General features: G+C 70.5%; 22 protein-coding genes and 1 pseudogene. 16 read left to right on the forward strand and 7 right to left on the reverse strand.

The genetic code is table 11. From position 1 onward, the window contains the following. Positions 1–343: 343 nt before the first annotated feature. Both JJL56_RS19420 and JJL56_RS19425 read right to left on the reverse strand, forming a co-directional pair. Entirely contained in the window at positions 344–1,288 is a 945-nt protein-coding gene (locus JJL56_RS19420) for a D-2-hydroxyacid dehydrogenase family protein (RefSeq protein ID WP_200485985.1), read from the reverse strand. Next, entirely contained in the window at positions 1,288–2,271 is a 984-nt protein-coding gene (locus JJL56_RS19425) for a phosphoribosylaminoimidazolesuccinocarboxamide synthase (protein ID WP_145626975.1), read from the reverse strand. The genes JJL56_RS19420 and JJL56_RS19425 overlap by 1 nt, the downstream gene beginning before the upstream one ends. Before the next feature lie 96 nt (positions 2,272–2,367). Here JJL56_RS19425 and JJL56_RS19430 point away from each other — a divergent pair, with 96 nt between their 5' ends. Next, complete coding sequence (locus JJL56_RS19430) at positions 2,368–3,081, forward strand: 4'-phosphopantetheinyl transferase family protein (RefSeq protein WP_200485986.1); 714 nt, start codon at positions 2,368–2,370, stop codon at positions 3,079–3,081. On the opposite strand, the gene JJL56_RS19435 is transcribed toward JJL56_RS19430, so the two are convergent. Continuing rightward, the gene (locus tag JJL56_RS19435; RefSeq protein ID WP_345772607.1) at positions 3,071–4,792 is read right to left on the reverse strand and encodes an FHA domain-containing protein; all 1,722 of its coding nucleotides are present in this window, start codon (positions 4,790–4,792) and stop codon (positions 3,071–3,073) included. The two genes, JJL56_RS19430 and JJL56_RS19435, sit on opposite strands and share 11 nt — an antisense overlap. A 299-nt stretch (positions 4,793–5,091) precedes the next feature. Here JJL56_RS19435 and dacB point away from each other — a divergent pair, with 299 nt between their 5' ends. The 4 genes from dacB to JJL56_RS19455 all read left to right on the forward strand — a co-directional run bounded on the left by dacB (position 5,092) and on the right by JJL56_RS19455 (position 9,127). Continuing rightward, complete coding sequence (gene dacB, locus JJL56_RS19440) at positions 5,092–6,555, forward strand: D-alanyl-D-alanine carboxypeptidase/D-alanyl-D-alanine endopeptidase (RefSeq protein ID WP_200485988.1); 1,464 nt, start codon at positions 5,092–5,094, stop codon at positions 6,553–6,555. A gap of 93 nt (positions 6,556–6,648) precedes the next feature. Continuing rightward, positions 6,649–7,281: a chemotaxis protein gene (locus JJL56_RS19445; RefSeq protein WP_145626971.1), complete on the forward strand. Its 633-nt coding sequence runs from the start codon at positions 6,649–6,651 to the stop codon at positions 7,279–7,281. A gap of 5 nt (positions 7,282–7,286) precedes the next feature. Continuing rightward, positions 7,287–8,108 (forward strand): class I SAM-dependent methyltransferase, encoded by an 822-nt coding sequence (locus JJL56_RS19450; RefSeq protein ID WP_200485989.1) that lies wholly within the window; start codon positions 7,287–7,289, stop codon positions 8,106–8,108. Continuing rightward, positions 8,105–9,127 carry an endonuclease/exonuclease/phosphatase family protein gene (locus JJL56_RS19455; protein ID WP_145626969.1) on the forward strand — a complete coding sequence of 341 codons (1,023 nt, stop codon included), beginning with the start codon at positions 8,105–8,107 and terminating at the stop codon, positions 9,125–9,127. Before JJL56_RS19450 ends, JJL56_RS19455 begins: the two co-directional genes overlap by 4 nt. Here the strand turns inward: JJL56_RS19455 and JJL56_RS19460 are convergent. From JJL56_RS19460 to panD, 3 genes and pseudogenes are all read right to left on the reverse strand, one after another. Beyond that, complete coding sequence (locus JJL56_RS19460; protein ID WP_200485990.1) at positions 9,082–9,651, reverse strand: hypothetical protein; 570 nt, start codon at positions 9,649–9,651, stop codon at positions 9,082–9,084. The two genes, JJL56_RS19455 and JJL56_RS19460, sit on opposite strands and share 46 nt — an antisense overlap. Before the next feature lie 70 nt (positions 9,652–9,721). Next, complete coding sequence (locus tag JJL56_RS19465) at positions 9,722–9,964, reverse strand: hypothetical protein (RefSeq protein ID WP_040134698.1); 243 nt, start codon at positions 9,962–9,964, stop codon at positions 9,722–9,724. Between the two features lie 218 nt (positions 9,965–10,182). Further along, positions 10,183–10,581 (reverse strand): annotated as a pseudogene (gene panD / locus JJL56_RS19470) (aspartate 1-decarboxylase); the annotation flags it as partial. A gap of 316 nt (positions 10,582–10,897) precedes the next feature. Here panD and JJL56_RS19475 point away from each other — a divergent pair. The 10 genes from JJL56_RS19475 (at position 10,898) to JJL56_RS19520 (ending at position 22,232) form a co-directional block, all read left to right on the forward strand. Continuing rightward, positions 10,898–11,392: a chemotaxis protein CheW gene (locus JJL56_RS19475; RefSeq protein WP_345772608.1), complete on the forward strand. Its 495-nt coding sequence runs from the start codon at positions 10,898–10,900 to the stop codon at positions 11,390–11,392. Then, positions 11,389–12,804, forward strand: a complete 1,416-nt coding sequence (locus tag JJL56_RS33725) for a CheR family methyltransferase (protein ID WP_200485992.1) — start codon at positions 11,389–11,391, stop codon at positions 12,802–12,804. Before JJL56_RS19475 ends, JJL56_RS33725 begins: the two co-directional genes overlap by 4 nt. Next, the gene (locus JJL56_RS19485; protein ID WP_200485993.1) at positions 12,804–13,442 is read left to right on the forward strand and encodes a chemotaxis protein CheW; all 639 of its coding nucleotides are present in this window, start codon (positions 12,804–12,806) and stop codon (positions 13,440–13,442) included. The genes JJL56_RS33725 and JJL56_RS19485 overlap by 1 nt, the downstream gene beginning before the upstream one ends. Further along, positions 13,439–15,118 (forward strand): methyl-accepting chemotaxis protein, encoded by a 1,680-nt coding sequence (locus JJL56_RS19490; RefSeq protein WP_145626964.1) that lies wholly within the window; start codon positions 13,439–13,441, stop codon positions 15,116–15,118. Before JJL56_RS19485 ends, JJL56_RS19490 begins: the two co-directional genes overlap by 4 nt. A gap of 61 nt (positions 15,119–15,179) precedes the next feature. Next, positions 15,180–17,435: a hybrid sensor histidine kinase/response regulator gene (locus JJL56_RS19495; RefSeq protein WP_200485994.1), complete on the forward strand. Its 2,256-nt coding sequence runs from the start codon at positions 15,180–15,182 to the stop codon at positions 17,433–17,435. Beyond that, positions 17,432–18,544, forward strand: a complete 1,113-nt coding sequence (locus tag JJL56_RS19500) for a chemotaxis protein CheB (RefSeq protein WP_200485995.1) — start codon at positions 17,432–17,434, stop codon at positions 18,542–18,544. Before JJL56_RS19495 ends, JJL56_RS19500 begins: the two co-directional genes overlap by 4 nt. Beyond that, positions 18,541–19,356, forward strand: coding sequence for a response regulator (locus tag JJL56_RS19505; protein WP_200485996.1), 816 nt, complete (start codon positions 18,541–18,543; stop codon positions 19,354–19,356). The genes JJL56_RS19500 and JJL56_RS19505 overlap by 4 nt, the downstream gene beginning before the upstream one ends. Positions 19,357–19,505: 149 nt before the next feature. Next, positions 19,506–21,029, forward strand: a complete 1,524-nt coding sequence (locus tag JJL56_RS19510; RefSeq protein WP_345772609.1) for a hybrid sensor histidine kinase/response regulator — start codon at positions 19,506–19,508, stop codon at positions 21,027–21,029. A gap of 186 nt (positions 21,030–21,215) precedes the next feature. Next, on the forward strand, positions 21,216–22,001 hold the full coding sequence (locus tag JJL56_RS19515; RefSeq protein ID WP_200485998.1) for a class II aldolase/adducin family protein: 786 nt from the start codon (positions 21,216–21,218) through the stop codon (positions 21,999–22,001). A gap of 42 nt (positions 22,002–22,043) precedes the next feature. Further along, a complete protein-coding gene (locus JJL56_RS19520) occupies positions 22,044–22,232 on the forward strand; it encodes a 4-oxalocrotonate tautomerase (protein ID WP_145626958.1) in 189 nt (62 codons plus the stop codon). 87 nt (positions 22,233–22,319) lie between these two features. On the opposite strand, the gene JJL56_RS19525 is transcribed toward JJL56_RS19520, so the two are convergent. Next, entirely contained in the window at positions 22,320–22,622 is a 303-nt protein-coding gene (locus JJL56_RS19525) for a hypothetical protein (RefSeq protein WP_145626957.1), read from the reverse strand. A 147-nt stretch (positions 22,623–22,769) separates the two neighbouring features. Between JJL56_RS19525 and JJL56_RS19530 the strand changes: the two genes are divergently transcribed. Continuing rightward, positions 22,770–23,006, forward strand: a complete 237-nt coding sequence (locus JJL56_RS19530; protein ID WP_200485999.1) for a hypothetical protein — start codon at positions 22,770–22,772, stop codon at positions 23,004–23,006. The last annotated feature ends 117 nt before the right edge of the window (positions 23,007–23,123 follow it).

The following is a 23,123-nucleotide window of genomic DNA, read 5'->3' on the forward strand; positions in this document are numbered from 1 at the left end:
ACCCCACGGACACGCAGTCCCGGCAGGGCCCGCGCCTCGCAACGAAACTCGTTCATCTCCGCCCTTGCCTCAGCCTTCACACCCATTTTGGGAATGGAATCGCGCCCCGCAAGTGGCGGGGTTGCCATCCATCTACGTCTTGGCCGCGGCTGTAATCCCACAATCCATGTTGCGGGGGCGAAAAAACGGACGGGCGATGCGGGGCGAAACCAGCCCGCCGCCGCACCGATGGCCGATGCGGACAAGGCGTGGAAGCCTGAAAACTTTCAGGGGTTTGAGCCCATTCGGGACGCCCGCCCCGCCCAATGCCATGGGTCGAGGGCGGGGCGGCTCCCTCCGGTTCCTAGGCGAGCATCCGCACCGGCTCGCCCGCGTGCCACGCGAGGATGTCGTCCAGCGCGTCGCGGTAGAAGACGTCGTAGTTCTCGCGGGTGACATAGCCCAGATGCGGCGTCAGCACCGTGTTCGGCGCCTCCAGCCAGGGGCTGTCCACCGGCAGCGGCTCCACGGGGAAGACGTCCAGCCCGGCGCCCGCGATGCGGTGTTCATGCAGGGCCGCCAGCAGGGCGTCCCCATCCACCAGACCGGCGCGCGAGGTGTTCACGAAGAAGGCGGAGGGCTTCATCGCGTCGATGTCGTCCGCCCCGACCACGCCCCGCGTCCGCTCGCCCAGCACCAGATGGACGCTGACGATGTCGGAGGTGGCGAACAGGTCGCGCTTGTCCAGCCGGGTGACGCCGGCCGCCGCCGCCCGCTCGTCGGTCAGGTTGGGGCTCCAGGCCGTCACCTCCATCCCGAAAGCTTGACCGACCTTCGCCACCTGGGTGCCCAGCTTGCCCAGCCCGACGAGGCCGAGGCGCTTGCCGGCCAGCCCCTGCGTCAGGCCGGCCTGCCAGCGTCCGGCGCGCAGGCCGCGCTCCTCCTGCGGGATGCGCTTGGTCAGCGCCAGGATCAGGCCCCAGGTCAGTTCCGCCGTCGGGGTGCCGACCATGCCGGTCCCGCAGACGGTGATGCCGCGGGCCTTGCAGGCCTCCAGGTCGATGGCGTTGTTGCGCCCCCCGGTGGTGACCAGAAGCCGCAGGTTCGGCAGCGCGTCGATCAGCGACGCGGGGAACGGCGTGCGTTCCCGCATGATCACCAGGACGCTGTAGGGGGCGAGCGTGCCCGCCACCTCCGCCGCCGGGATCGGCCGTTCGAACACCGTCAGCGCGCTGCCATTGGGCAGGCGATGCCATTCCGCCAGATCGCGCGCGACGTTCTGGTAATCGTCGAGGATGGCGATCTTCATCACGGCTTCGCGAAATAGGGCGCCAGATTGGCCCGGATGCGCTCCAACGCCGGCGTGACCTCTGCCGGGACCTGGAAGGTCTGGCCGGTGATGGTCTCGAACGCCTCGATGTAGATGCGGGCGGCCTCAAGCACGACCTCCGCCGGGATTTCCGGGATGGCGTCCTTGTAGGGGTCGCAGCGCTGGGTCACCCAGCTCCGCACGAAGTCCTTGTCGAAGCTCTCCGGACGCTGCCCGGCCTCGTACCGCTCCGGATAGCTGGCGGCGAACCAGTAGCGGCTGCTGTCCGGCGTGTGGATCTCGTCGGCCAGGATGATGTTGCCGGCCTCGTCGAAGCCGAACTCGTACTTGGTATCGACCAGGATCAGGCCGCGCGCCGCCGCGATCTCGCGCCCGCGGGCGAACAGGGCCAGCGCCTTCTCCGTCACCTCGTCCCACTGGGCCTGGGTCAGCAGCCCGCGCTCCACGATCTGGGCGGCGGTCAGCTCCTCGTCATGGCCGGCGTCGAACGCCTTGGTCGTCGGGGTGATGATGGTGTCCGGCAGCTTCTGGTTCTCGCGCAGCCCGTCGGGGAAGACGTGGCCGTACATCTCGCGCCGGCCCTTCTTGTACATCGTCCACAGCGAGGTGCCGGTGGTGCCGGCCAGATAGTCGCGGACCACGATCTCCACCGGCATGATGGTCAGCCGCTTGGCGACCACCACGTTGGGGTCCGGGTATTCCAGGACGTGGTTCGGGCAGAGGTCCTTGGTCGCCTCGAACCAGTAGCGGGCGATCTGGGTCAGCACCTGCCCCTTGAAGGGGATGGCGGTCAGGATGATGTCGAAGGCCGACAGCCGGTCGGTGGCGATGATGACGCGCCGCCCGTCAGGAAGGTCGTAATTCTCGCGCACCTTGCCCCGGTAGTGGTTGGGCAGCTCGGGAATGGCGGCGTCCTTGACGACGTTGGACAGATGCGGAGCAAGCTGAGCGGTATCGACCATGGTTCCAGATCCGGCAAAAGGGAGGCGCATGATAGCGCAATCGCCGCGCGGGGCCAGCGCGGTTATAGTCCCGAATCCGGGGAATGGGGACATCCGATGCGGGAAACGGAAGAAATTCAACTCTGTTATGCCGACCTGCGCGGGCTGGCGCACCGGCTGGAGGCGTTCCGCGCCCTGCTCTCCCCCGATGAGACGGCGCGGGCCGCCCGTTTCGCGACGGAGGAGCTGCGCACCCGCTGCGTCCTGCGGCGCGGGCTGCTGCGCCATCGCCTCGGGCGGGTGTTGGGCCGCGACCCGGCGACCCTGGTCTTCGCCTACGGGCCGATGGGCAAGCCCTTCCTTCCCGGCGGCCCGGCCTTCAACCTCGCCGACTGCAAGGATCATGTGCTGATCGCCATCGCTCCCCTTGAAACGGTGGAGTTGGGCGTGGACATCGAACGGCTGCGCCGCCTGCCGGACGCCGCCGGGATCGCCGAGCGCTTCTTCGCGCCGGAGGAGCGCGACACCTTCGCCGCCCTGCCCGACGCGCTGCGGGACGAGGCGTTCCTGAACGGCTGGACCCGCAAGGAGGCCTTCATCAAGGCGACCGGCCAGGGCCTGTCGACGCCGCTCGACCGCTTCGCGGTGGAGCTGACGCCGGGCCGCCCCGCCCGCCTGCTCAGCCTGGACGGCGGGCTGAAGGCCGGGAACGCCACGGACTGGTCGCTGTTCGACCTGCGCCCGGCGCCGGGGCTGGTCGGCGCGCTGGCGGTGCGCGGCGACGGCTGGCGCCCCGTGTTCCGTCCGCTGGACGAAGTCTTCAGCGCTTGACGATTTCCCAGGCGATGCGCGCCGGCTCCTCGCCCAGCTCCGCGGAGCCGATGACGATCTCGCCCCTCGGCGGCAGCGGCAGCGGTTCGCCCGACTTGAGCCGCCGCGGCTCCGCCACCCCAGGCACTGCAAGGTAAGTGCCGTTGCGGCTGAGATCCTCCACCAGGAAGACTCCGTTCTGACGGGACACAGCCGCGTGCCGGCGCGAGGCCGAGGCGATGTCCAGGACGAACTGGCATTGCGACGAGCGCCCAATGACGAGCTGGGTCCCGTCCTCCGGAATCGCCCGCGTCTGGCCACGCCAGAACAGCACCAGCCGCTCCGCCGCCACCTTCGGGACGTCGATCAGAATCGTCTCCTGGGTCGCCCGCGTCACGGTCCCCCCACTCGGAGCGGCCAGCAAGGGGATGCCGAGCGACCGCTCGCCGTCCGGAATCGCGGCGATCTTCGCGATCAGCCCCTCGGCCAGCGCGCGGGGGATGCCGGCGGCGCGCAGGCGGCGGCCCAGGCCGCTGCGCACGTCATCCGTGCTGACGCCGGGGGCGACCAATTCGCGGGCCGAGGTGATGCTCTCGAACTCGGTGGCGACCTGCCGGATCAGGACGCTGAGCTTGTTGCGCCCGAAGGGGCTGGTGGCGAGGTCCAGCAGATAGCCGATGCGCTGGGCCGGCGCCGGCAGGCGGGTGGCCAGACGCTGCACCGCCGTGTCGAAGGATGCATCCTGCCCGCCCGAACTCCACACCGTCTTGGCGCGCCGGGTCAGCGCCTCGGCCATGCCGGCGCCGCCCAGGAAGCCGTCGAAGTTGGTCAGCCGATCGACGATGAGGCCGAAGGCCTTGCCCTCCGCGGCGGTGCCGGTACGGGTGAGCGGGGTCAGGCCGGTCAGACCGCCCTGGACGCGGCGCAGCAGGGCCTTGCGCGTCTCGTCGAAGCCGCCGCCGCCCAGCGCGTTGGACAGGGCCAGCAACTCATCCGTGTGGGGCAGCCGGTCGTCGAGATCGCCGTGCACCGCCGCGATCAGGCTGTGCAGCGCCGCCCCCAGATCGGGCGCGTAGCCGATCAGCGCGCGCACCGGCTCCCGCCCGTCCACCGTTTCCGCCAGCATCTGGTCGAGCAGGCGGCGGTTCGCCTCCTCCTCCCCGTCCTCGCGGTGGAAGCGCAGCAGCGCCTTGACCTTGCCGGGCCAGTCGCGGCAGGGCTCCAGCACCGCGGCGAAGGCGTGGGTGACCAGCCGGTCGCGCTCCTCCGGCGGGCGCTCCGCCGCCGCCGCCAGCAGGCCGTCCACCCCGCCGCGGGCCAGCGCCGCGTCGAAGGGCGCCAGCGTGTCCGATGCCTGCGCCATCTCCTTCAGCCGGGTGAACATCCGCAGGAGCTGGTCGTGCCGGTCGAACGGCTTCACGCCCAGCAAGGGCGCCTGGAGGGTGGCCAGCCGGCTGACCGCTGGGTTGAACAGCAGCGCCTCCCGCTCGAAATAGCGCAGCGGGTAATAGCGGTGGAGCTGCTCGGCCGGGATCACCGCCTGATCGTCCCAATAGCCGCGCAGCAGGCGCAGCAGCAGCATCCGGCTCTCGTAGGAAAAGAGCTGGAGCGCGTCGGTGCAGAGATTGGCGGGGCCGACGTCGGTCTCGTCGATCGTGGAGATGGTGGTCGGCTTCCCGCCGCCGGAGGTGGACTTCTGGAAGATGACTTCTTCCTTGCCCGCCTGATTCACCTTTAAAATTCGGACAACCGGAAATTTTGCAAGACGAAGCAGATACGCCGCGCGTTCCCGGGCCGCGGCCTCGTCGGGAAAGACGCCGTCGATGTTGGGTTTTCCGCCCTGTTCGACAACCACTTCGAACGTGACGCTCCGGCGCCCTGACATCATGGGTTTTACGGCTCTTTCCCAAGGGTTTGGCGTCGTTTCCGGACATTATGGTAGGGGAAGCGGACTGTCCGCGCATCAAGATTCCTGCCCATCCCCGGATTGACGCAGATGCGGCCGGGGGGCTTTGCGCTAGACTGTGCATCATGCGGCTTCCGACCTTCTCCATCCTGCTCCTGCTGGCCTGCGTCACCGCGGTGTCGGCCTGCGCGTCCCCCAGCGCCGCCACCGGTCCGGACGACCGGGCGGCGATCGCCCGCAGCGGCTTCTCCCCCGACGACGTCGGCTATGTGCTGTTCGATCCGGGCAGCGGTGCCGTGCTGGCGGAGCGGCAGCCGGCCAAGCCCTTCGCCCCGGCCTCGGTCGCCAAACTGCCGGCGATGGCCGCCGCCCTGGCGGTGCTGGGGCCGGAGCACCGGTTCGAGACCACGCTGCACGTCACTGGGCGGCTGGGAGACGGCGTGCTCGACGGTGACCTGATCCTGAAGGGCGGCGGCGACCCGTCGCTGTCCAGCGAAGGGCTGACGGAGCTGTTGCGCGACCTCGGCGCGCTGGGCGTCACGCGGGTGACCGGGCGCTTCCTCTACGACACCTCCGCCCTGCCCGAGATGCCGGAGATCGACGCCGGACAGCCCTGGACCGCCGGCTACAACACCGGGGTCGGGGCGCTCTCGCTGAACTTCAACCGCTTCCGCTTCGACTGGGCGCGCCCCGCCGCCGGACAGCCGGTGCGGGTCAGCGCCTGGTCGGTGTCCGACACCGGGCGCGTGCCGCTGGACAGCGTGACGGTGCAACTGGGCGCCGGGTCCGGGGCCGCCTTCACCCCGCTCGTCGCCGCGGACGGGCAACCGGCCAACGGAGAACCGGAGGGCGAGCGCTGGCGCTTCGCCCCGCAGCCGGGCATGGCGGCCAGCCTGTGGCTTCCGGTCACCCGGCCCGGTCTGGCGACGGCGCACGTCTTCCGCCGGCTGGCGGCGGAGGCGGGGATCGCCCTGCCCACCCCGGTCCCCGGCGCGGCGCCGCCGACCGCCACGCTCGCCGCCCTGCACCGCAGCGAGCCGCTGGAGGTCCTGGCCCGGCAGGTCCTGCGCTACTCCAACAACCTGTCGGCGGAGCTGATCGGGCTGACCGCCGCCCGGCGGCTGGACCCGGCGGTGCGGACGCTGCCGGAGTCGGCGGCGGTGCTGACGGCGCCGGCCATGCTGGCGGCCCCGCGCACCGACTGGACGGGGCTGCGGCTGCTCAACCATTCCGGCCTCAGCACCGCGTCGCGGATCACCCCGGCCCAGACCATGGCGCTGATCCGCGGCGCCGGCCCGGCGGTGCTGGCCCTTCTCCCCGGCGAGGACGAGGGCAAGGCCCTGCCCCCCGGCGTGCGCGCCAAATCGGGCACGCTGGCCTACGCCAAGGCGCTGGCCGGAACGCTGACCACGGCGAGCGGGCGCACGCTCGGCTTCGCCTTCTTCGTCACCGACGAGCCGCAGCGCGCCGCCATGGACCGGACGATGGACCGCCGCATCGCCGAGATCCCGGCGGAGGCCCGCGCCTGGCTGGCCCGCGCCCGCAAGCTCCAGGCCGATCTGCTTGAGGTGTGGATTGCCGGCTTGTAAGGGCCGCCGATTGCAGGGGTCCGCAACCACAACGCTTGGCGGAGGGCGAGGGACGGTTGTACACTGCGACTGAATGTCCCACCGAGGTTCTGGATGCCGATCAGCCCGCGCGCGCGCCGATATCAGCAGGGTTCCGACACGCCGGACATCGCGGCCAACCGCTACCATGACCGGCAGTTGGGCGCGGAGGTGGTCAACATCGTGGTCGGCGGCTGCGTGGTCAGCGACGACGCAAACGTCGTCATCACCACCACGCTGGGCTCCTGCATCGCCGCCTGCCTGTTCGACCCCGTCGCGGCGATCGGCGGGATGAACCACTTCCTGCTGCCCGACCACAATGGCGACCGGCTGTCCATCTCCTCCCGATACGGCAGTGCGGCCATGGAGCAGCTCATCAACCGGCTGCTGGCGGCGACCGGGCGGCGCGACCGGCTGCGCGCCAAGATTTTCGGCGGCGCCAGCGTGAACGGCGCCCCGCGCAGCGCCGGCATCGGCCAGCGCAACGTCGAGTTCGTCATGGAGTATCTGGCGGCCGAAGGCATCCCGACGATGAGCTGGGACGTCGGCGGCACGGCGGCCCGCGCGGTGCGCTTCTACCCCACCTCGGGCCGCACTCAGCGCCGCCTGATCGGGGAGGAGACGGTGCGCGACATCGCGCGGTCCGAGACCTCCTTCATGGACCGGCTGCGCAAGACCGGGATCGATGGCGACGTGGAACTGTTCTGATCCCCATGCTCCATGGATTGTCCCGCCTGCTGCCCGCCATCGCGGACCAGAACCTTGACGAGGCCGCCGTCTACCGGCGGGAGTCGCTCTACGAACGCCCACGCTACGAGGGCGCCCACGGCCTGATCCCCGCCGCCGGTCCTCTGCTCTGCCCGCTCTGCGGGCGGGAGGCGGCGCGCTTCCTGCCCTTCGGACTGGGCGGGCGGCGCAACGCCCGCTGCCCGGACTGCGGGTCGCTGGAGCGCCACCGCTTCCTGTGGAGCTTCCTGGCGGAGCGGACGGACGTGCTGCGCCGCTCGCTGCGCATCCTGCACACCGCCCCCGAACCCTGCCTGGAGCCGCTGCTGCGGGCGCGGCACGGCCGGCGCTACGTCACGCTGGACCGCTTCAACCCGGCCGCCGACGTACAGGCCGACCTGACCGACCTGCCCTTCCCGGACGGCCGTTTCGATCTCGTTCTGTCCAGCCATGTGCTGGAGCATGTCCCCGACGACCGCGCCGCGCTGCGCGAGATCGCCCGCGTGCTGAAGCCCTCCGGCCGCGCCGTCCTGCTGTTCCCCTACGACCCCAAGGGGCCGACGCGGGAGGACCCGGCGATGGACACCCCCGCCAAGCGGCTGGCCGCCTTCGGCCATCCCTATCACTACCGGATTTATGGTACGGATACCCCCCAGCGCATGGCCGAGGCCGGGCTGGACGCCACGCTCGTCGCCTCCACGGCGATGCTGAGCGCACACCGGCGGCGGCGGCGGCGCATCAACCGCAACCACCTGTTCCTGGCGCGCCCGCGCGCCGCGGCGGGCCGGGCGTCCGGGGAGGGGTCATGAGCCGCAGCATCCGCATCGCCACCTTCAACCTGGAAAGCCTGGACGACACCGGCGACCTGTCCTTCGAGGAGCGCGCCGCCGTGCTGCGCCCGCAGCTGGAGCGGCTGGACGCCGACATCCTGTGCCTTCAGGAGGTCAACGGCCAGCGCGCGGCGAAGGGAGAGCCGAGGACCCTGCGCGCGCTGGCCCGGCTGCTGGAGGGCGGACCCTACGCCGCTTTCCACCGGACCTCCGGCGGCGAGGGGACCAAGCTGGCCGACCGCCACAACCTCGTGCTGGTGAGCCGCTGGCCCATCCTGGCGGCGCGGCAGTACCGGCACGATCTGGTGCCGTCCCCGCAGGTCCGCATGATCACCGCCGACCCCGCCCAGCCCGGCGGCGACGCCGTGACCTGGGACCGCCCCGTGCTGCATGGCGAGATCGAGCTGCCCGGCGGACGCCGCCTGCACGTCTTCAACCTGCATCTGCGCGCGCCGATCGCCGCGCCGGTGCCGGGGCAGAAGAAGAACGCCTCCACCTGGAAGAGCGTCGGCGGCTGGGCGGAGGGCTTCTATCTGGCCTCGATCAAGCGGGCCGGGCAGGCGCTGGAGGCCCGGCTGGCGGTGGAGCGGGTGTTCGACGCCGACCCGCAGGCGCTGATCCTGGTCGCCGGCGACCTGAACGCCGAGATCGAGCAGACCCCTGTCCGCATCATCCGCGCCGACCTCGACGAGACCGGCAACGGGCATCTCGCCGGGCGCTCGCTGGTGCCGCTGGAGCGCTCCGTCCCAGAGGAGCGGCGCTTCACCGTGCTGCACGGCGGCGACGCGGTGATGCTGGACCATCTGCTGGTGTCGCGCGCCCTGCTGGGCTGGTTCCGCTCCGCCGAAATCCACAACGAGGCGCTGGGCGACGAGCTGGTCGCCCACGCCACGGTCAGCCATTCCCCGGAAAGCTACCACGCGCCGCTGGTCGCCCGCTTCGAGCTGCCGGATCAGACGGTCACGGAGACGATGGCGCCCGGCGAACCGGCGCCGTAGGACCCCGCGACACCGGGAACGGCGGTGGAGGTGGTTCCCGTCGGACCGGCGTCCGTCGCGGGCGGCGTTCCGGTGGACGGGGCGCCGCTCGACGTGGGGGGACCGAATCCCGGACCAGCGCTCCGTCCGGCGCCGTCCGGCGTGGTGGTGCCGCTGGATGCGACGCCTCCTTTACCCGTGCCGGGACCTTCCGCAGTCGCGCCGCTCAGACGGCTGGCGGTGCGGCGGTATTCCTCCACCACCTGTTGTGCCGGGATCTGGTTCTGGGTTTCGCCGGAGGATCGGTCGCGGAAATAGATGACGGCCAGCCGGGCGCCCTGGTCGTAGCGCAGGACCGGGCTGATGTAGCCGCCGGCCACCACCACCGGGTCGGACGGAGACGCCGCCGAAGCGGATTGGTCCGCAACACTGGAGGCGGTTTGGGAAGTTTGTGCCGTGGCATCGGCCACGGATTGCGGCGTCGGGACCGCCGAGGCCGGAGTCGGCCGGTTCGCCTGGATGCCGGAAACGCTTCGGATGTCCATGGCTGGCCGCCTTTCCCCTGCGGGCCCGGCCCCGGACCAGCCGGGCGGGCCCCGATTGGACGACGCGCGATCAGACCGTGATGTTGAGGTTCTGTCCGCGGGTCGGGGTGGTGTTGCCGCCCGACGCCAGGGCCTGCTGGCTCTGCTGCGCCTGCTGGTCCTGGGCCTGGACCTGCTGACGGCGATCCTCTTCGGCCTTCTGGGCCTGCTGGTTCGCGTCGGTTCCCCGTGTCTGCTGCAGGGCCGCCGGCCCGCTGCTTAACGGTGTCGTGAAAGGCTGTTGTTGATAGCCCCCTATGCCGCTGACGCCCATGACACGCACTCCATCGCTGTCCGCACTCCCACCCAGGTAGAGTAGGCAAAAATTGCCGCGCGTTCAAGTGGGACTCACCGCCTATCCCTCGCAAGACACGCGCAAGTCACCGATGCGCTCGCTTTGCGCGTGGACTCGCCCAACACCGCTTCCTTTGTTTGCGGGACGTCGGTGCCGACGGGTCAGGCCGGTTCCGGTTCCAGGAAGGCACCCTCGCGAATCGCGAAATCGAAGCGCCCGCCGTCCAGCGCCGTCACGTCGTAGGTCAGCGAGCGGTCGACGCTGTTGTCGGCGTTGAAGGTCAGCACGCGCGGCCGCAGTGTCGCCAGCTCCGTCGGCTGGCAGTACCAGGAAGCGGCGATAATGACCTCGTCCCCCGGCTGACAGCTCCGCGCCGCCGAGCCGTTCAGCACGCAACAGCGCGAGCCGCGCTCGCCATAGATCACGTAGGTGCTGATCCGCGCCCCGGAGTTCTTGTTCCAGATCTCCACGAACTCCAGCGGGTAGATCCCGACCGCCTCGCAATGCTCCGGATCGAGCGTGATCGACCCCTGATAGTTCAGGTTGGCGTCGGTGACGCGCAGGCAGTGCAGTTTCGCTCGAACAACCTTGATCATGAAGCCCCTCCGGTCGGTGGCCGCGGGCCGGACGGCGGCCGGGGGATGTTTGTAACCGCAATTGCGAAAACAGCAAGCGTTCCGGCGCCCACCGTATGACCGGCGTCATACCGCTACCTTGGGCTGGGGCTTTTGCCTTTGGTGGTATTTCCATCCCAGGTGCGATGCGGCATGTTCTGCGCCGGTTTCATGCCCCCGGCGCCACCCGATGATATAGGGTCCGGGGCCCGGCTGCGCTTCCCGGACCCGGCAACGGACTGACGACATAGGAAGGTGTGCGCCCGCGATGGCTGCGACGGCATCCGCGACACGGTACGTGATCTTTTCCGTTTCCGGCAGGACACTGGCCCTGCCGGCGGACGCCGTGCGCCGGTTCCTGCCGCTGCCCCGGCTCGACCGCCCGCCGGCGGCGCCCGCCGTGGTCGCCGGCCTGTTCCGCTACCAGGGCCGCGCCGTCCCGGTCCTGCGCCTCGACCTTCTGTTCGGCTTCGACGCCGCGCCGCCGGAGCTGTACGCGCCGCTGTTCCTGACCGACTGGGACGGCCGTCCGCTCGCCCTGCTGGCCGAGCGGGTGTTCAACATCCTGCCGATCCCCGACGCGGAGCGGACGGCGGCCGACCCCGGCCTGACCTTCAACGGCTGCGCCGTGGCGACCATCCCCCACGGCGCCGGCACGGCCACGGTGATCGACCCGTCCCGCCTGCTGACCGAGGCCGAGGGCCGGCTGCTCGCCGCCTTCCAGGCCATGGCCGACGAGCGTCTGGCCCGGCTCGGCGCCCCCGATTCCAAGACCGGGGAGGCGGCCCGATGAACCGCATCGACGCCATCCTGCGCGACCCCGTCTTTCCCCGGATCAAGGCCGCCGTCATCGGAGCGACCGGGCTGGCCTACTACGCCGACAAGGACGCCGCCCTGGCGGAGCGCATCAACCGCCGCCTGTCGGACAAGCCGACCCTCGGCCTCGCCGCCTATCTGGCGCAGCTCGCCGGGGAGGGCCCCACCGGGCCGGAGTATCAGGCGCTCATCAACGAGCTGACGGTCGGCGAGACCTTCTTCTTCCGCTACGCCGAGCAGTTCGAGGCGCTGTGCGCCGTCGCCATCCCGGAATGCCTGCGCCGCAACCGGGAAAGCCGACTGCTGCGCATCTGGAGCGCCGGCTGCTCGATCGGGCCGGAGGCCTACACGCTGGAGATCCTGCTGAAGCGGCATTTCGCCGACCAGCTGCGCGACTGGCAGGTCAGCATCGTCGGCACCGACCTGAACGCCAGCTTCATCGAAACGGCGCGGCGCGGCGTCTACGGGAACTGGGCGGTGCGCGGGCTCGACCCCGCGGTCCTGGCGGAATGCTTCGACCGGCAGGGCGAACTGTGGGCGGTGAAGCCGCGCTTTCGCGAATGGACGAGCTTCTCGGTCTTCAACCTCGTGGACGGGCCTTTGCCCAACTATCCGCGGGGCCTGGGCGCGCTGGACGTCGTGCTGTGCCGCAACGTCATGATTTACTTCGACGAGCCGACGCGCACCCGTCTGCTGGACAACCTGTACGAGGTGCTGGTGCCCAACGGCTGGCTGGTGGTCGGCCATGCGGAGACGGGGCAGCAGGTCAACAGCCTGTTCACCCCCGTGCCGGTGCCGGGCGCCACGATCTACCGCAAGCCACGGCCCGGCAGCGCCCCCGCGGCGGCCCCGCCCGTTTTCACGCCGACCATCGCCGTCGAACCACTCCCCGCCGCCGAGCCGAAGCCCGCGAAGAAGCGGAGCACGGCGACGCCCCCCGTGGCGCGGCTGCGCGCCACCGCGGCGAAGCCGGCGCCCTCCCCGCAGCCGCAGCAGCCGACACCATCCCCGGCCGCCCCCATGGCCACCTCCGACGGCGACCGGGCGGCGGCGCTGGACGCCTGCATCGCCCTGGCGGAGCGCAACCGCCTCGACCCCGTGGTCCATTTCCGGCTGGGCCTGCTGGAGGAGGAGCTGGGGGTCGGCGACCCGATCGCCGCCTTCAAGCGGGCGCTCTATCTGGATTCCGACTTCGCGCTGGCCGACTATCATCTCGCCCTGGCTTACTGGCGGCGCGGCAAGCTGGCTCCGGCGCAGCGCCATTTCCGCAACGCCCGCGCCACCGTCGCCGCCCACGACGCGACGGAGCTGGTGGCCGAGGGCGGCGGCCTGACCGTGGCCGAGCTGCGCAGCATGATCGACCTCTGGTTCTCGGGTGAGGAGCCGTGATGGACAGCCGGACCGGAACCGGAGATTCGGCCAAGGACACGGCCAGGGAGACAGCCGGCATCGACTGGGACGCCGTGCGTGCGCGCCTGGCCCGCCAGGGCGGGGAGTTGGAAGCGGCCGCGTCGCCGGGCGGCGCCTGGGCCGATGCGCTGCTGCGCAGCCGCGCCGAGGATCTGGCGCTTGTCCCCTCCGCCGACGAGGCCGACGCCGCGGCGCAGGCGGAGGCGCCGGTAACCCTGCTGGTCGGACGCGGCGCGGACGGGTCGTACGGGCTGGACCTGCGCCACCTGTCCCGCATCGTTCCGCTGCCGCGGGTGGCGCGCGTGCCCCACGCGCCGCCGGAACTGCTGGGGCTGATCGCCATCGACGGGCGGGTGATGCGCCTGTTCGACGTGGACCGGCTGTGCGGACGCAACGCTGTTCCCGCCGGCGGCGGCTTCGCCGTCGTGCTGCGCGGCGGAGAGCGTCCGGTGGCGCTGCGCCTGCGCACCGTGGACACGGTGATGGAGCTGGATGGAACCGACATGAAGGCTCCACCGGAGGCCGGGTCCTTCGTCACCGCCATCACCCGGAGCCGCGTCGCCGTGCTGGACGCACCGGCGATCCTGGAGACGCTGAGGAGCATGAAAGAAGAATGAAACTGAAGGTCAAGCACAAGCTGATGCTCAGCTTCGGGGTCGTCTGCCTGTTGACCGGGCTGCTGGCGGCGTTCCAGATGATGCGCTTCGCGGACGGCATGAAGGTCATGATGGGCATCGCCACCTACGACATCCAGGTGTCGGAGGCGGTGCGCGAGATCGAGGTGACCGAAAGCAACCTGCGCAGCTACCGCGAGGCGGCGACCCACGCCGCGGCGCTGGCCCAGGTCCAAGGCGCGGCGGCGCCGGACATCACGCAGCTGCGCCAGCGCTATCGTGACGGTTCGGCGGTGATGTTCGAGCAGATCGACAAGCTCAAGAGGATCGCCGGCGCGCGGGCCGAGGACGGCACCACGGAGGACCGCCGCCGCATCTGGGGCGAGCTGGTCGCCCAGATCAACAGCTTCGACCAGCATTCGCGTCGCATGCTGGAGGAAGCCAACACGCTGATGGAGCGGGTGGCCGCCGGGAACGAGCCGGAGTCATTGGCGCGTCTGACCCGTGTGGAGGAGATGCGGGTGGCCATGGCGGGCCAGCTCGCCAGCCTGCACAGCGACATCAGCCGCCTGTCGGAGGCCGGGCGCCAGAACATCCGCTCGCTCTACGACGACGCCGTGCGCTCCTCGATCCTGGCGCTGGTCATCGTGGTGGCCCTGGCCGTCGCCATCGCCATCCTGATCGGCAGCTCGGTCACCAAGCGGCTCGGCACCGCCATCGGCTACGTCACCCAGGTGGGCAGCGGCGACCTGACCAAGACGGTGGTCGTGCCGGGTGACGACGAGCTGGCCGAACTCGGCACGCATCTGAACGAGATGACCGGCAACCTGCGCAGCATGGCCAGGACCACCCGCGCCACGGCGGAGAGCATGCACGCCGCGACCGCGCAGATCCGCGCCTCGACCCAGCAGCAGGCGGCCAGCGTCGCCCAGCAGCTCGCCGCGGTCGAGGAGACGACGGCGACGCTCAGCGAGATCACCGAATCCGGCGCGCAGATCAACCGCCGCGCCCAGGACGTGGCGCAGAACGCCCAGGTCGCCGCGTCCAATTCCGAGACCGGCCTGAAGGCGGTGGAGGACACCAACCAGGCGATGGACGCCATCCGCGAACAGGCGGAGGCGGTCGCCGAGAACATCGTCATCCTGTCGGAGCGCACCCAGGCGATCGGCGAGATCATCCTGACCGTCAACGACATCGCCGAGCGCTGCCATCTGCTGGCCCTGAACGCCGCCATCGAGGCCGCCGCCGCCGGGGAGCACGGCCGGACCTTCGCCGTCGTGGCGAGCGAGATCAAGAGCCTCGCCGACCAGTCGAAGGAGGCCACCGCCCAGGTCCGTTCCAACCTCAGCGAGATCCAGCACGGCATCAACGCCTCGGTCATGCTGACGGAGGAGGCGGTGAAGCGCGTCGGCGCCGGCAAGCGGCAGACCGACGCCACCCAGTCGACCATCCGCGACCTCGCCGAGAGCGTGCAGGAGAGCGTGCTCGCCTTCCAGCAGATCGTCGCCGGCACCAACCAGCAGCAGATCGGCCTGGAGCAGGTGATCCAGGCGCTGCAGAACATCCGCGAGGCGAGCAGCCAGACCGCCGCCGGCACCCGCCAGCTCGAAGGGGCCGCCACCAACCTCAACGATCTCGGCCAGGGTCTGGTCGAGGCCGTGCGGAACTACCGCGTGTGACCATGGCGACGGCACGCGGCGGCGAGGGCACGGACAAGGACGCACGGAAGGCGCGGGCGCCATGAACGACATCCGCACGCGCTTGCTCGCCGCCTTCGACCTGGAGCACAAGGAGCATCTCGCGGCCATCCGCGAGGCCCTGCGCGCGGTGGAGAAGGACCCGGCGCACCTCCCCGATCTGGTGGAGATCCACCGCCGCGCCCACAGCCTGAAGGGTGCCGCACGCGCCGTCGACCTGCCGGAGGTCGAGCGGCTGTCCCACTGGCTGGAGGCCGCCTTCCTGGCCATCCAGCGCGGCACGGTGCCCTTCGACGCGGCGGCCCGCGACGTGGTGCGCCGCGCGCTCGACGCCATCGAGGACGTGGTCGCCTGGGCGACCCGCGGCGGCGGTGCGGTGGACATCGCCGAGATTCTGGCCGAACTGACCCGCATGGGCGGCGAAGGCGGCGGGCCGGAGCCGGTCCAGCGCCGCCCCGCCGCAGCGGAGGCGGGAGCCGCTCCTCCGGCCACCCCTCCGGCCGGGGCGTCGCGCCCGGTCCGCTCCCCCGGTCCCGCCGAGAGCGCGGCCCTGGTCCGCATCCGCGCCACCGGGCTGGAACGGCTGTTCACCGCCGCCGCCGGCCTCCTGCCGGAGATCGAGAACCAGTCCGCCCTGGTTGCCGAGCTGCGCGAGCTGCGCGGCGAATGGCGCGCACTGGAACGGAGCTGGCACGCCATGAGGCCCCGCCTGCTCCGCGGCTCCCACGATGTCTCGGGGGCCGGCGCCACCAGCTTCGCCGGCGACGAGACGGCCCTGCGCCTGTCCTCCTTCGAGCGGCGGTTCCGCGCGCTCGGCGCCTCGCTGGACGCGGCGCACCGCGCCCATGACCGCCATCTCTGGTCGCTGCGCCGCTGGGGCAGCGGGTTCCAGGACGAGGTTCGGCAGCTCCGCATGCTGCCGGCGGAATCGCAGTTCAGCAACCTCGGCCGCATGATCCGCGACATCAGCCGCGCCCAGGGCAAGGAGGTCGAGGCGGACATCCGCGGGCTGGAAACCCAGGCCGACCGGGTGGTCCTGCAACGGCTGAAGGACCCGGTGCTGCACATCGCCCGCAACGCCGTCAGCCACGGCGTCGAAACCCCTCAGGAGCGGGTGGCGGCGGGCAAGCGCGCCGCCGCGACCGTCCGTTTCGAAGCCTCGGTGGTCGGCCGCCGCCTCGTCCTGCGCATCGAGGACGACGGGCGCGGCCCGAACCGCGCGGCCATCGCCCGCCACGCCGTCGAGCGCGGCCTGTTGGGCGCCGAGGAGGCCGACACGGCACCGGAGGAGCGGCTCCTCGACCTGATCTTCGAGCCGGGCTTCTCCACCGCCCCCACCGCGAACGAGTATGCCGGGCGCGGCATGGGCCTCGCCATCGTGCGGCGGGAGGTCACCCGGCTCCAGGGCTCGGTGACGCTGGCCGCGCGCGAGGGCGGCGGAACCGTCGTCACGGTGGAGGTGCCGCTCAGCCTGCTCAGCCAGCGGCTGGTCTTTGTGGCGGTTCAGGACGACATCCTGGCGATCCCCAGCAACGACGTGGCGCGCGTGCTGCGCGTCCCGGCGGACACGCTGTTCACCGACCTCGCCGCCCCGACCATCCGGCTGGAGGAGGAGGACGTTCCGGTGACGCCGCTGGCCGCCTTGCTCGGCTATGACGGCGCCATGCCGCAGGGCAACGGCGCGCCGCTGGCGCTCGTCATCCTGCGCACCGCCGGGCGGCGGATCGCGCTGGTCGTGGACGCGCTGATGGCCACCCGCGACTCCGTGGTCACCCCTGCAGAGGAGGTGGGAATCGACGCCGCCCGCTTCCTCGGCACCGTGCTGATGGACGATGGATCGCCGGCCCTGGTGCTGAATCCCGCCGCCCTGTCGCCGCGCCCCGGCATGGCCCTGCCCCCGCTGGTCCGCCCGGTGGACGAGACGGCGCGGCGGCGCCCGCATATTCTGGTGGTGGACGATTCCATCACCACGCGAACCCTGGAAAAGAGCATCCTGGAAGCCCATGGTTACCGGGTCACGCTGTGCGTGGATGGGCGCGAGGCGGTCGAAACGCTTGGCGAACTGGAGGATGTGAACCTGATCATCAGCGACGTGGAGATGCCGAGGATGGACGGGTTCACCCTGCTCCAGGCCGTCAAGGGCAACCCCATGACCTCCGACCTGCCGGTGATCCTGGTCACCTCGCGCGCCAGCGACGAGGACCGCGAGCGCGGGCTGGACCTCGGCGCCGACGCCTACATCGTCAAGACCCGTTTCGACCAGAACGAGCTTCTGGCCGGCATCCGGCGGCTGCTGTGACCGGCTCCCGCAAGATCCGCGTCCTGGTGGTGGAGGACTCGCCGGTCGTCCAGCAGCTGCTCGCCCACGTCATCGGCGAGGACCCGCGGCTGGAGCTGGCCGGCATCGCCGCGTCGGGCGAACAGGCGCTGCGCATGGTCGAGTCGCTGAAGCCGGACGTGGTGTCGCTCGACATCCGCCTGCCGGGGATCGACGGCTTCGCCGTGACCCAGCGGCTGATGCGCGACCATCCCGTGCCGATCGTCGTCGTCGCCTCCGACGTGCGCGACCTGGACATCCCCATGCGGGCGCTCCAGGCCGGGGCGCTGGCGGTGGTCGAGAAGCCGGGCAGCATGGCCCGCGCCGACTATCAGACCGTCGCCCGGCATCTCTGCACCCAACTCACCATCATGAGCCAGGTGAAGGTGATCCGGCAGCGCGGGCGCCCGCGGAACGGCGACGAGGAGCCGGGCGGCCCCACCGACCGCCGCAGGGGCGCCGCCGTCCCAACGACAACGCCCTTGCCGCCGCCCCTGCCGCCGTCAATGGCGAAGCGGCAATTCCGCGCGCTGGGGATCACCGCCTCGACGGGTGGTCCGGCGGCGCTGGTCAAGCTGCTGCGCGGGCTGCCAACCAATTTCCCCCTGCCCGTCTTCGTCGTGCAGCACATCGGCGCGCCCTTCGTGGCCGGTTTCTCCTCCTGGCTGGGGTCGGTCACGCCGCTGCCGGTGGCGCTGGCCTCCGACGCGCCGCACCGGCCGGGCCACGTCTATGTCGCCCCCGGCGAGCTTCATCTGACCGCCGAACCCGGCGGGATGCGGCTGGTCCACGGCGATCCGGTCTGCGGCCAGAGGCCGTCCGGGGACGTGCTGTTCTCCTCTCTGGCCTCGGCCTTCGGCGCCGCCGCCATCGGCGTGCTGCTGACCGGCATGGGGGAGGACGGGGCGCGCGGCCTCACCGCCATGCACCGGGCGGGCGCCTACACCATCGCGGAGCACGCCTCCACCGCGGTCATCCACAGCATGCCGGGGACCGCGGTCCGGCTGGGAGGCGTTACCGAGGAGCTGCCCATCGACAAGGTGGCGGCCCGTTTGCTGGAACTGGTTTCGACGGGAGTGGAGCCCTCATGAGTGGACCCCGGGCGCTGATCGTCATCGCCTCGCAAACGCAGGGACTTCTCCTGAAGCTGATGCTGGAGGAGCAGGGCATCGAGGCGAGCTGCGTCGACACGGTGGAACCCGCCGTCGCGGAGCTGTCGCGCCGTCCCTTCGACCTGCTGATGGTGGAGGCCGACGGCGAGGCCGCCCGCACCCTGACGGAGCTGCGGCGGCGCTGCCCGGCCCCCGCCATGCTGCTGGGTTCGGCGGAACGGGTGGCGGAAGCCGGCGTTCCCGCCGACGTGCATTGGGTGGACTCCGCCGATACCCAGGGCGTGGTGCAGCAGGCCATGGCGCTGCTCGACCGGCGCAACGCGCCGCCGACCGTGTCCGACATCCTGCGGCGGGCGCGCATCCTGGTGGTGGACGACAGCGCGACCTACCGCGAATTCCTGCGCGCCGAGTTGGAGGAGGACGGTTGTCATGTCGTCGCCGCGCGCAACGCCGACGAGGCGGTGGCGGCGCTGGAAGACGGCGGGCTGGACTGCGTGATCCTCGACCTCGTGATGCCGGGCACCAGCGGCACCCAGCTGTGTGAGCGGTTCGACCGCTTCCGCCGGCGCCGCGGCCTGTTCTTCCATATCGTCATCCTGACCAGTCAGGAGGGTGACGATCGTTTGACCGCCAGCCTGACCGCCGGCGCCGACGATTTCGTCGGAAAGTCGCAGCCGATGGACATCCTGAAGATCCGCCTGATGGCCCTGCTCCGCCGGAAATACATGGTGGAGGACCAACTCGCCCGCCTGTCCCCGCCAATGCCTTCGGCCCCAATGCCTTCCGCATAGGAGCGGATAGGGCTTTCAGGTGCTTTCATCCCCAGCACACCAAAGGTTAAGGTGCTACACCTTCAGCTCCAGCGGTTAGAGAGACCGACGTGACGCCTCGGCACAGGAACAGGACCAGCATCGACGCCGCGCCAGCGGAGACGGAGTGCGTGGAGAACGCGCTGCGCATCTGCCGCGCCGCCGCGCTGCCGGCCTTCGTCCTGACCGGACCGCCGCACGCCGCCACCCTCTTCGCCAACGACGCGCTGTGCACCCTGCTCGGCAAGGAGCCGGCGGCGGGCGGGCAGTCGGCCCCGGCCTGGTTCGGACCGGTCTGGCCGGCGGTTCTGGGCGCCGTCGATCCGCTGTTTTCCGGCGACACCGAGGAGCCGGTCGGCATCGAGCTTCTGCCCGTGGGCGACGCCGACCCCGCGGCGTTCGAGGGCGTGCCGCTGACTCAGGACGGACGAACGGTCGGCATGCTGGCCCTGGCCACCCAGGCGGCGCCCGACGACCGGGTCGTCGCCCGCATGGAGCGGGCGATGCGCGCGGAGATCGAACGGACCACCGCCGCGCGCTCCCGCTTCCTGGCCTCGGCCAGCCACGACCTGCGCCAGCCCTTCCAGGCGATGCGCCTGTTCCTCGACGCGCTGTGCAGCCAGATCAGCGACGAGAAGGCGCTGAGCACCGCGGAGATGCTGGGCAACGCCATGACGGCGGGCGAGCGGCTGCTGAACGCGCTGCTCGATATTTCCACGCTGGACGCCGGCACGGTGACGCCGGACCCGCAGACGGTTTCCCTGGACGAGCTTCTCGGCCAGCTCGTGGAGGAGTTCCGTCCGCAGAGCGAGGAGAAGGGCCTGCGCCTGCGCGCCCGCCTGTGCCCCGGCACGGTGAAGACCGACCCGGTGCTGTTCGGGCGGGTGATGCGCAACCTGCTGACCAACGCCATCCGCTACACCCGGCACGGCGGCCTCCTGCTCGCCATGCGGCGGCGCGGCGACCGGTGGCGGGTCGATGTGTGGGACACCGGCTTCGGCATCCCCGAGGAGCAGCTGACCGCCATCTTCGACGAGTTCCACCAGCTCCAGAATCCCAACCGCGACCCCACCCGCGGGCTGGGCCTCGGCCTCGCCATCGTGCGCCGGCTGGCGGAGCTTCTCGGCCTTCAGGTGGAGGTGCGGTCGCGCATCGGGCGGGGGACCGTCTTCTCGGTCTCTCTGGAAGCGGCGAGTCCGCTGGCCGAACCGCCGTGCAGCCAAGCGGCGCCGCCGCCCTCCACGGCCGCGGCGCCGCCCCTGACCGGGATGACCGTGCTGGCCGTGGACGATGAGGCGATGGTGCTGACCGGCCTGCAGATGATCCTGGAAAGCTGGGGCTGCACCGTCGCCGCCGCGGGTGACATGCGCGAGGTCTTCGCGGTGCTGGATGCCCTGCCGGACCCGCCGTCGGTCATCCTGACCGACCTGCGGCTGCCTGGAAAGGTGTCCGGCTTCGACGTGATCGACCGGGTGCGCCGTCTGTACGGGCACGAGATCCCCGCCGTGGTGCTCAGCGGCGAGACGGCCCAGAGCGCCCTTCTGGAAGGCCAGCGCCGCGGCTGCTCCTTCCTTCACAAGCCCCTCCACCCCGGCGACCTGCGGCAGGTTCTCGAGCGGCTGCGCGAAGGCGAGGAAAAGGGCCAAGGCGGGTAAGCCGCCTTCTCCGCATGAACGTCCGTCCCGGAGCCGCGCCCGGCGCGCTGCGGTCGGTCGGGAAGGGAACCGGCGCGCCCATGGTCATCGATTTCCAAAATCCGGAATAGTCTCAGCGCGATGCTTGGGCAGGCGACCTGCGCCGTGCAACTCTCACCCGCTCATCGCACAGACCGGGAGCCGATCGTGACGGACACCAGCGGATCATTCGTCCATGCCGGACCGCGCATCGCCGGCACCGGCATCAGCAACGCCGAGTGGCAGGCGCGGGTCGATCTCGCCGCCGCCTACCGTCTGGTGGCCGGGCGCGGCTGGGACGACCTGATCTACACCCACATCTCGCTCGCCGTGCCGGGAGAACCGGGGCGCTTCCTCATCAACCCCTTCGGCCTGACCTTCGACGAGGTGACCGCCTCCAATCTCGTGAAGATCGACATCCATGGCGCCATCATCGGCGACAGCCCTTACGCGGTGAACGCCACCGGGTTCGTCATCCATGGGGCGGTCCATGCGGCGCGCGAGGACGCGCGCTGCGTCATGCACCTCCACAACGAAGCGGCGGTGTCGGTGTCGATGCAGAAGAACGGGCTCCTCCCGCTGTCCCAGCACGCCCTGCGCTTCTACCGCGACCTCGCCTATCACCTGTACGAGGGGTTGGCTCTGACCGACAGCGAGAAGGTCCGCCTGGTCGCCAATCTCGGCTCTTGCCGGGCGATGCTGCTTCACAACCACGGCAGTCTGGTGACCGGGCGCACGGTGGCGGAGGCCTTCTGCCTGATGGACATGCTGGACAAGGCCTGCCGGATGCAACTGGCCGCGCAGGCGGCCGGCGCGGAATTGGTGTCGCCGGCGCCGGAGCTGTGCGAAAAAACCTACCGGCAGCTCACCGCCGACCCGGAGCCGGAAGGCGAACTGGAATGGCCGGCGCTGCTGCGACGCCTGGACCGGCGGTGCCCGGACTACAGGACCTGAGCTTTCCGGACCGCGGTCCGCAACAGAGGGGATGGATAAACGATGCCGCTGATCAACGTTCAGCTTTTCGAAGGCCGCACGCCGGAGCAGAAGCGCGCCTACGCCAAGGCACTCACCGACGCCTCCGTCGCGGTGCTCGGCTGCAGCCCGGAGGCGGTCGATGTCATCTTCCACGACGTGAAGAAGAGTGATTGGGCCAGCGGCGGCAAGCTGTGGTCCGATCCCGAGTAACACCTTGTCTCCGAACGCCCATGGGCGACATTGCTCACCCCATGGGCATCCGGACAAAAAGCAGGCAGCCCCAGCCGCGGCCTGCGCTCAAGCGACGCCCACCGTCTTTCCGGTCAGGCGATAGACCGCGGTGGCGACCGCCCGGTCCTCGCTGTCGCCAACCTCCAGGCGTCGGTCGATGTAGTTGCCAAGAAACTCGACCAATGCATCGCGGGTGACCGATTGGACCCACTGTCCATGCCGGCCATAGGCTTGCAGCGTCCAGAATTCCGATGCCATTAGCGCCGAGCGGACGGTCTTCGACGATCCGTCCCAATGCGACCACAAGACATCGATGGCACTCTGAGCGACCGTAATCACCAAACCGGCATTGATTCCGCGTGATGCCATCGTAGTCTCCCTCTCAGCTTGCCGAGCGGACGCTCGTGAACGGAAACTCGTTCAGCAAAAGCAATGCCAGGGAGTTCAGAACAAAAAGCCGTACCTCGTTCGGATGCGATTCGCCGGAAATCCAGACCAGACACGGGAGGAGTGGCCATGAACGCGCAAGAAGAGCAACAGGCGCGCGATGCGCTGAAATGCATTGATCGCGATCTCGACGCGCTCGACATCCAGATCGCCGCCTTGCAAACGCGGCAACGATCCGGAACCTCCCTCGACCAATACATCCGCGTCCGCGACGCCCTGCTGACCGAGGCTCAAACGATCCTGACCCAACTCGACCATCGCTCCGGCACCCAAACCCCTCCCCCGCCTTCGGCGGGGGAGGGTTAGAGAGGGGGGCCGTGGCGATACCCGGACACGACGAAAAACCGGCGCTTCCCGTGGGGGAAAGCGCCGGCTTTGTCGTTCATGAAGCCGATTGTCAAGTGAGTGCGAAACCTGTTGCGT

The sequence above is a fragment of the Azospirillum aestuarii genome (genome assembly GCF_016632405.1).
GTDB lineage: Bacteria > Pseudomonadota > Alphaproteobacteria > Azospirillales > Azospirillaceae > Azospirillum > Azospirillum aestuarii.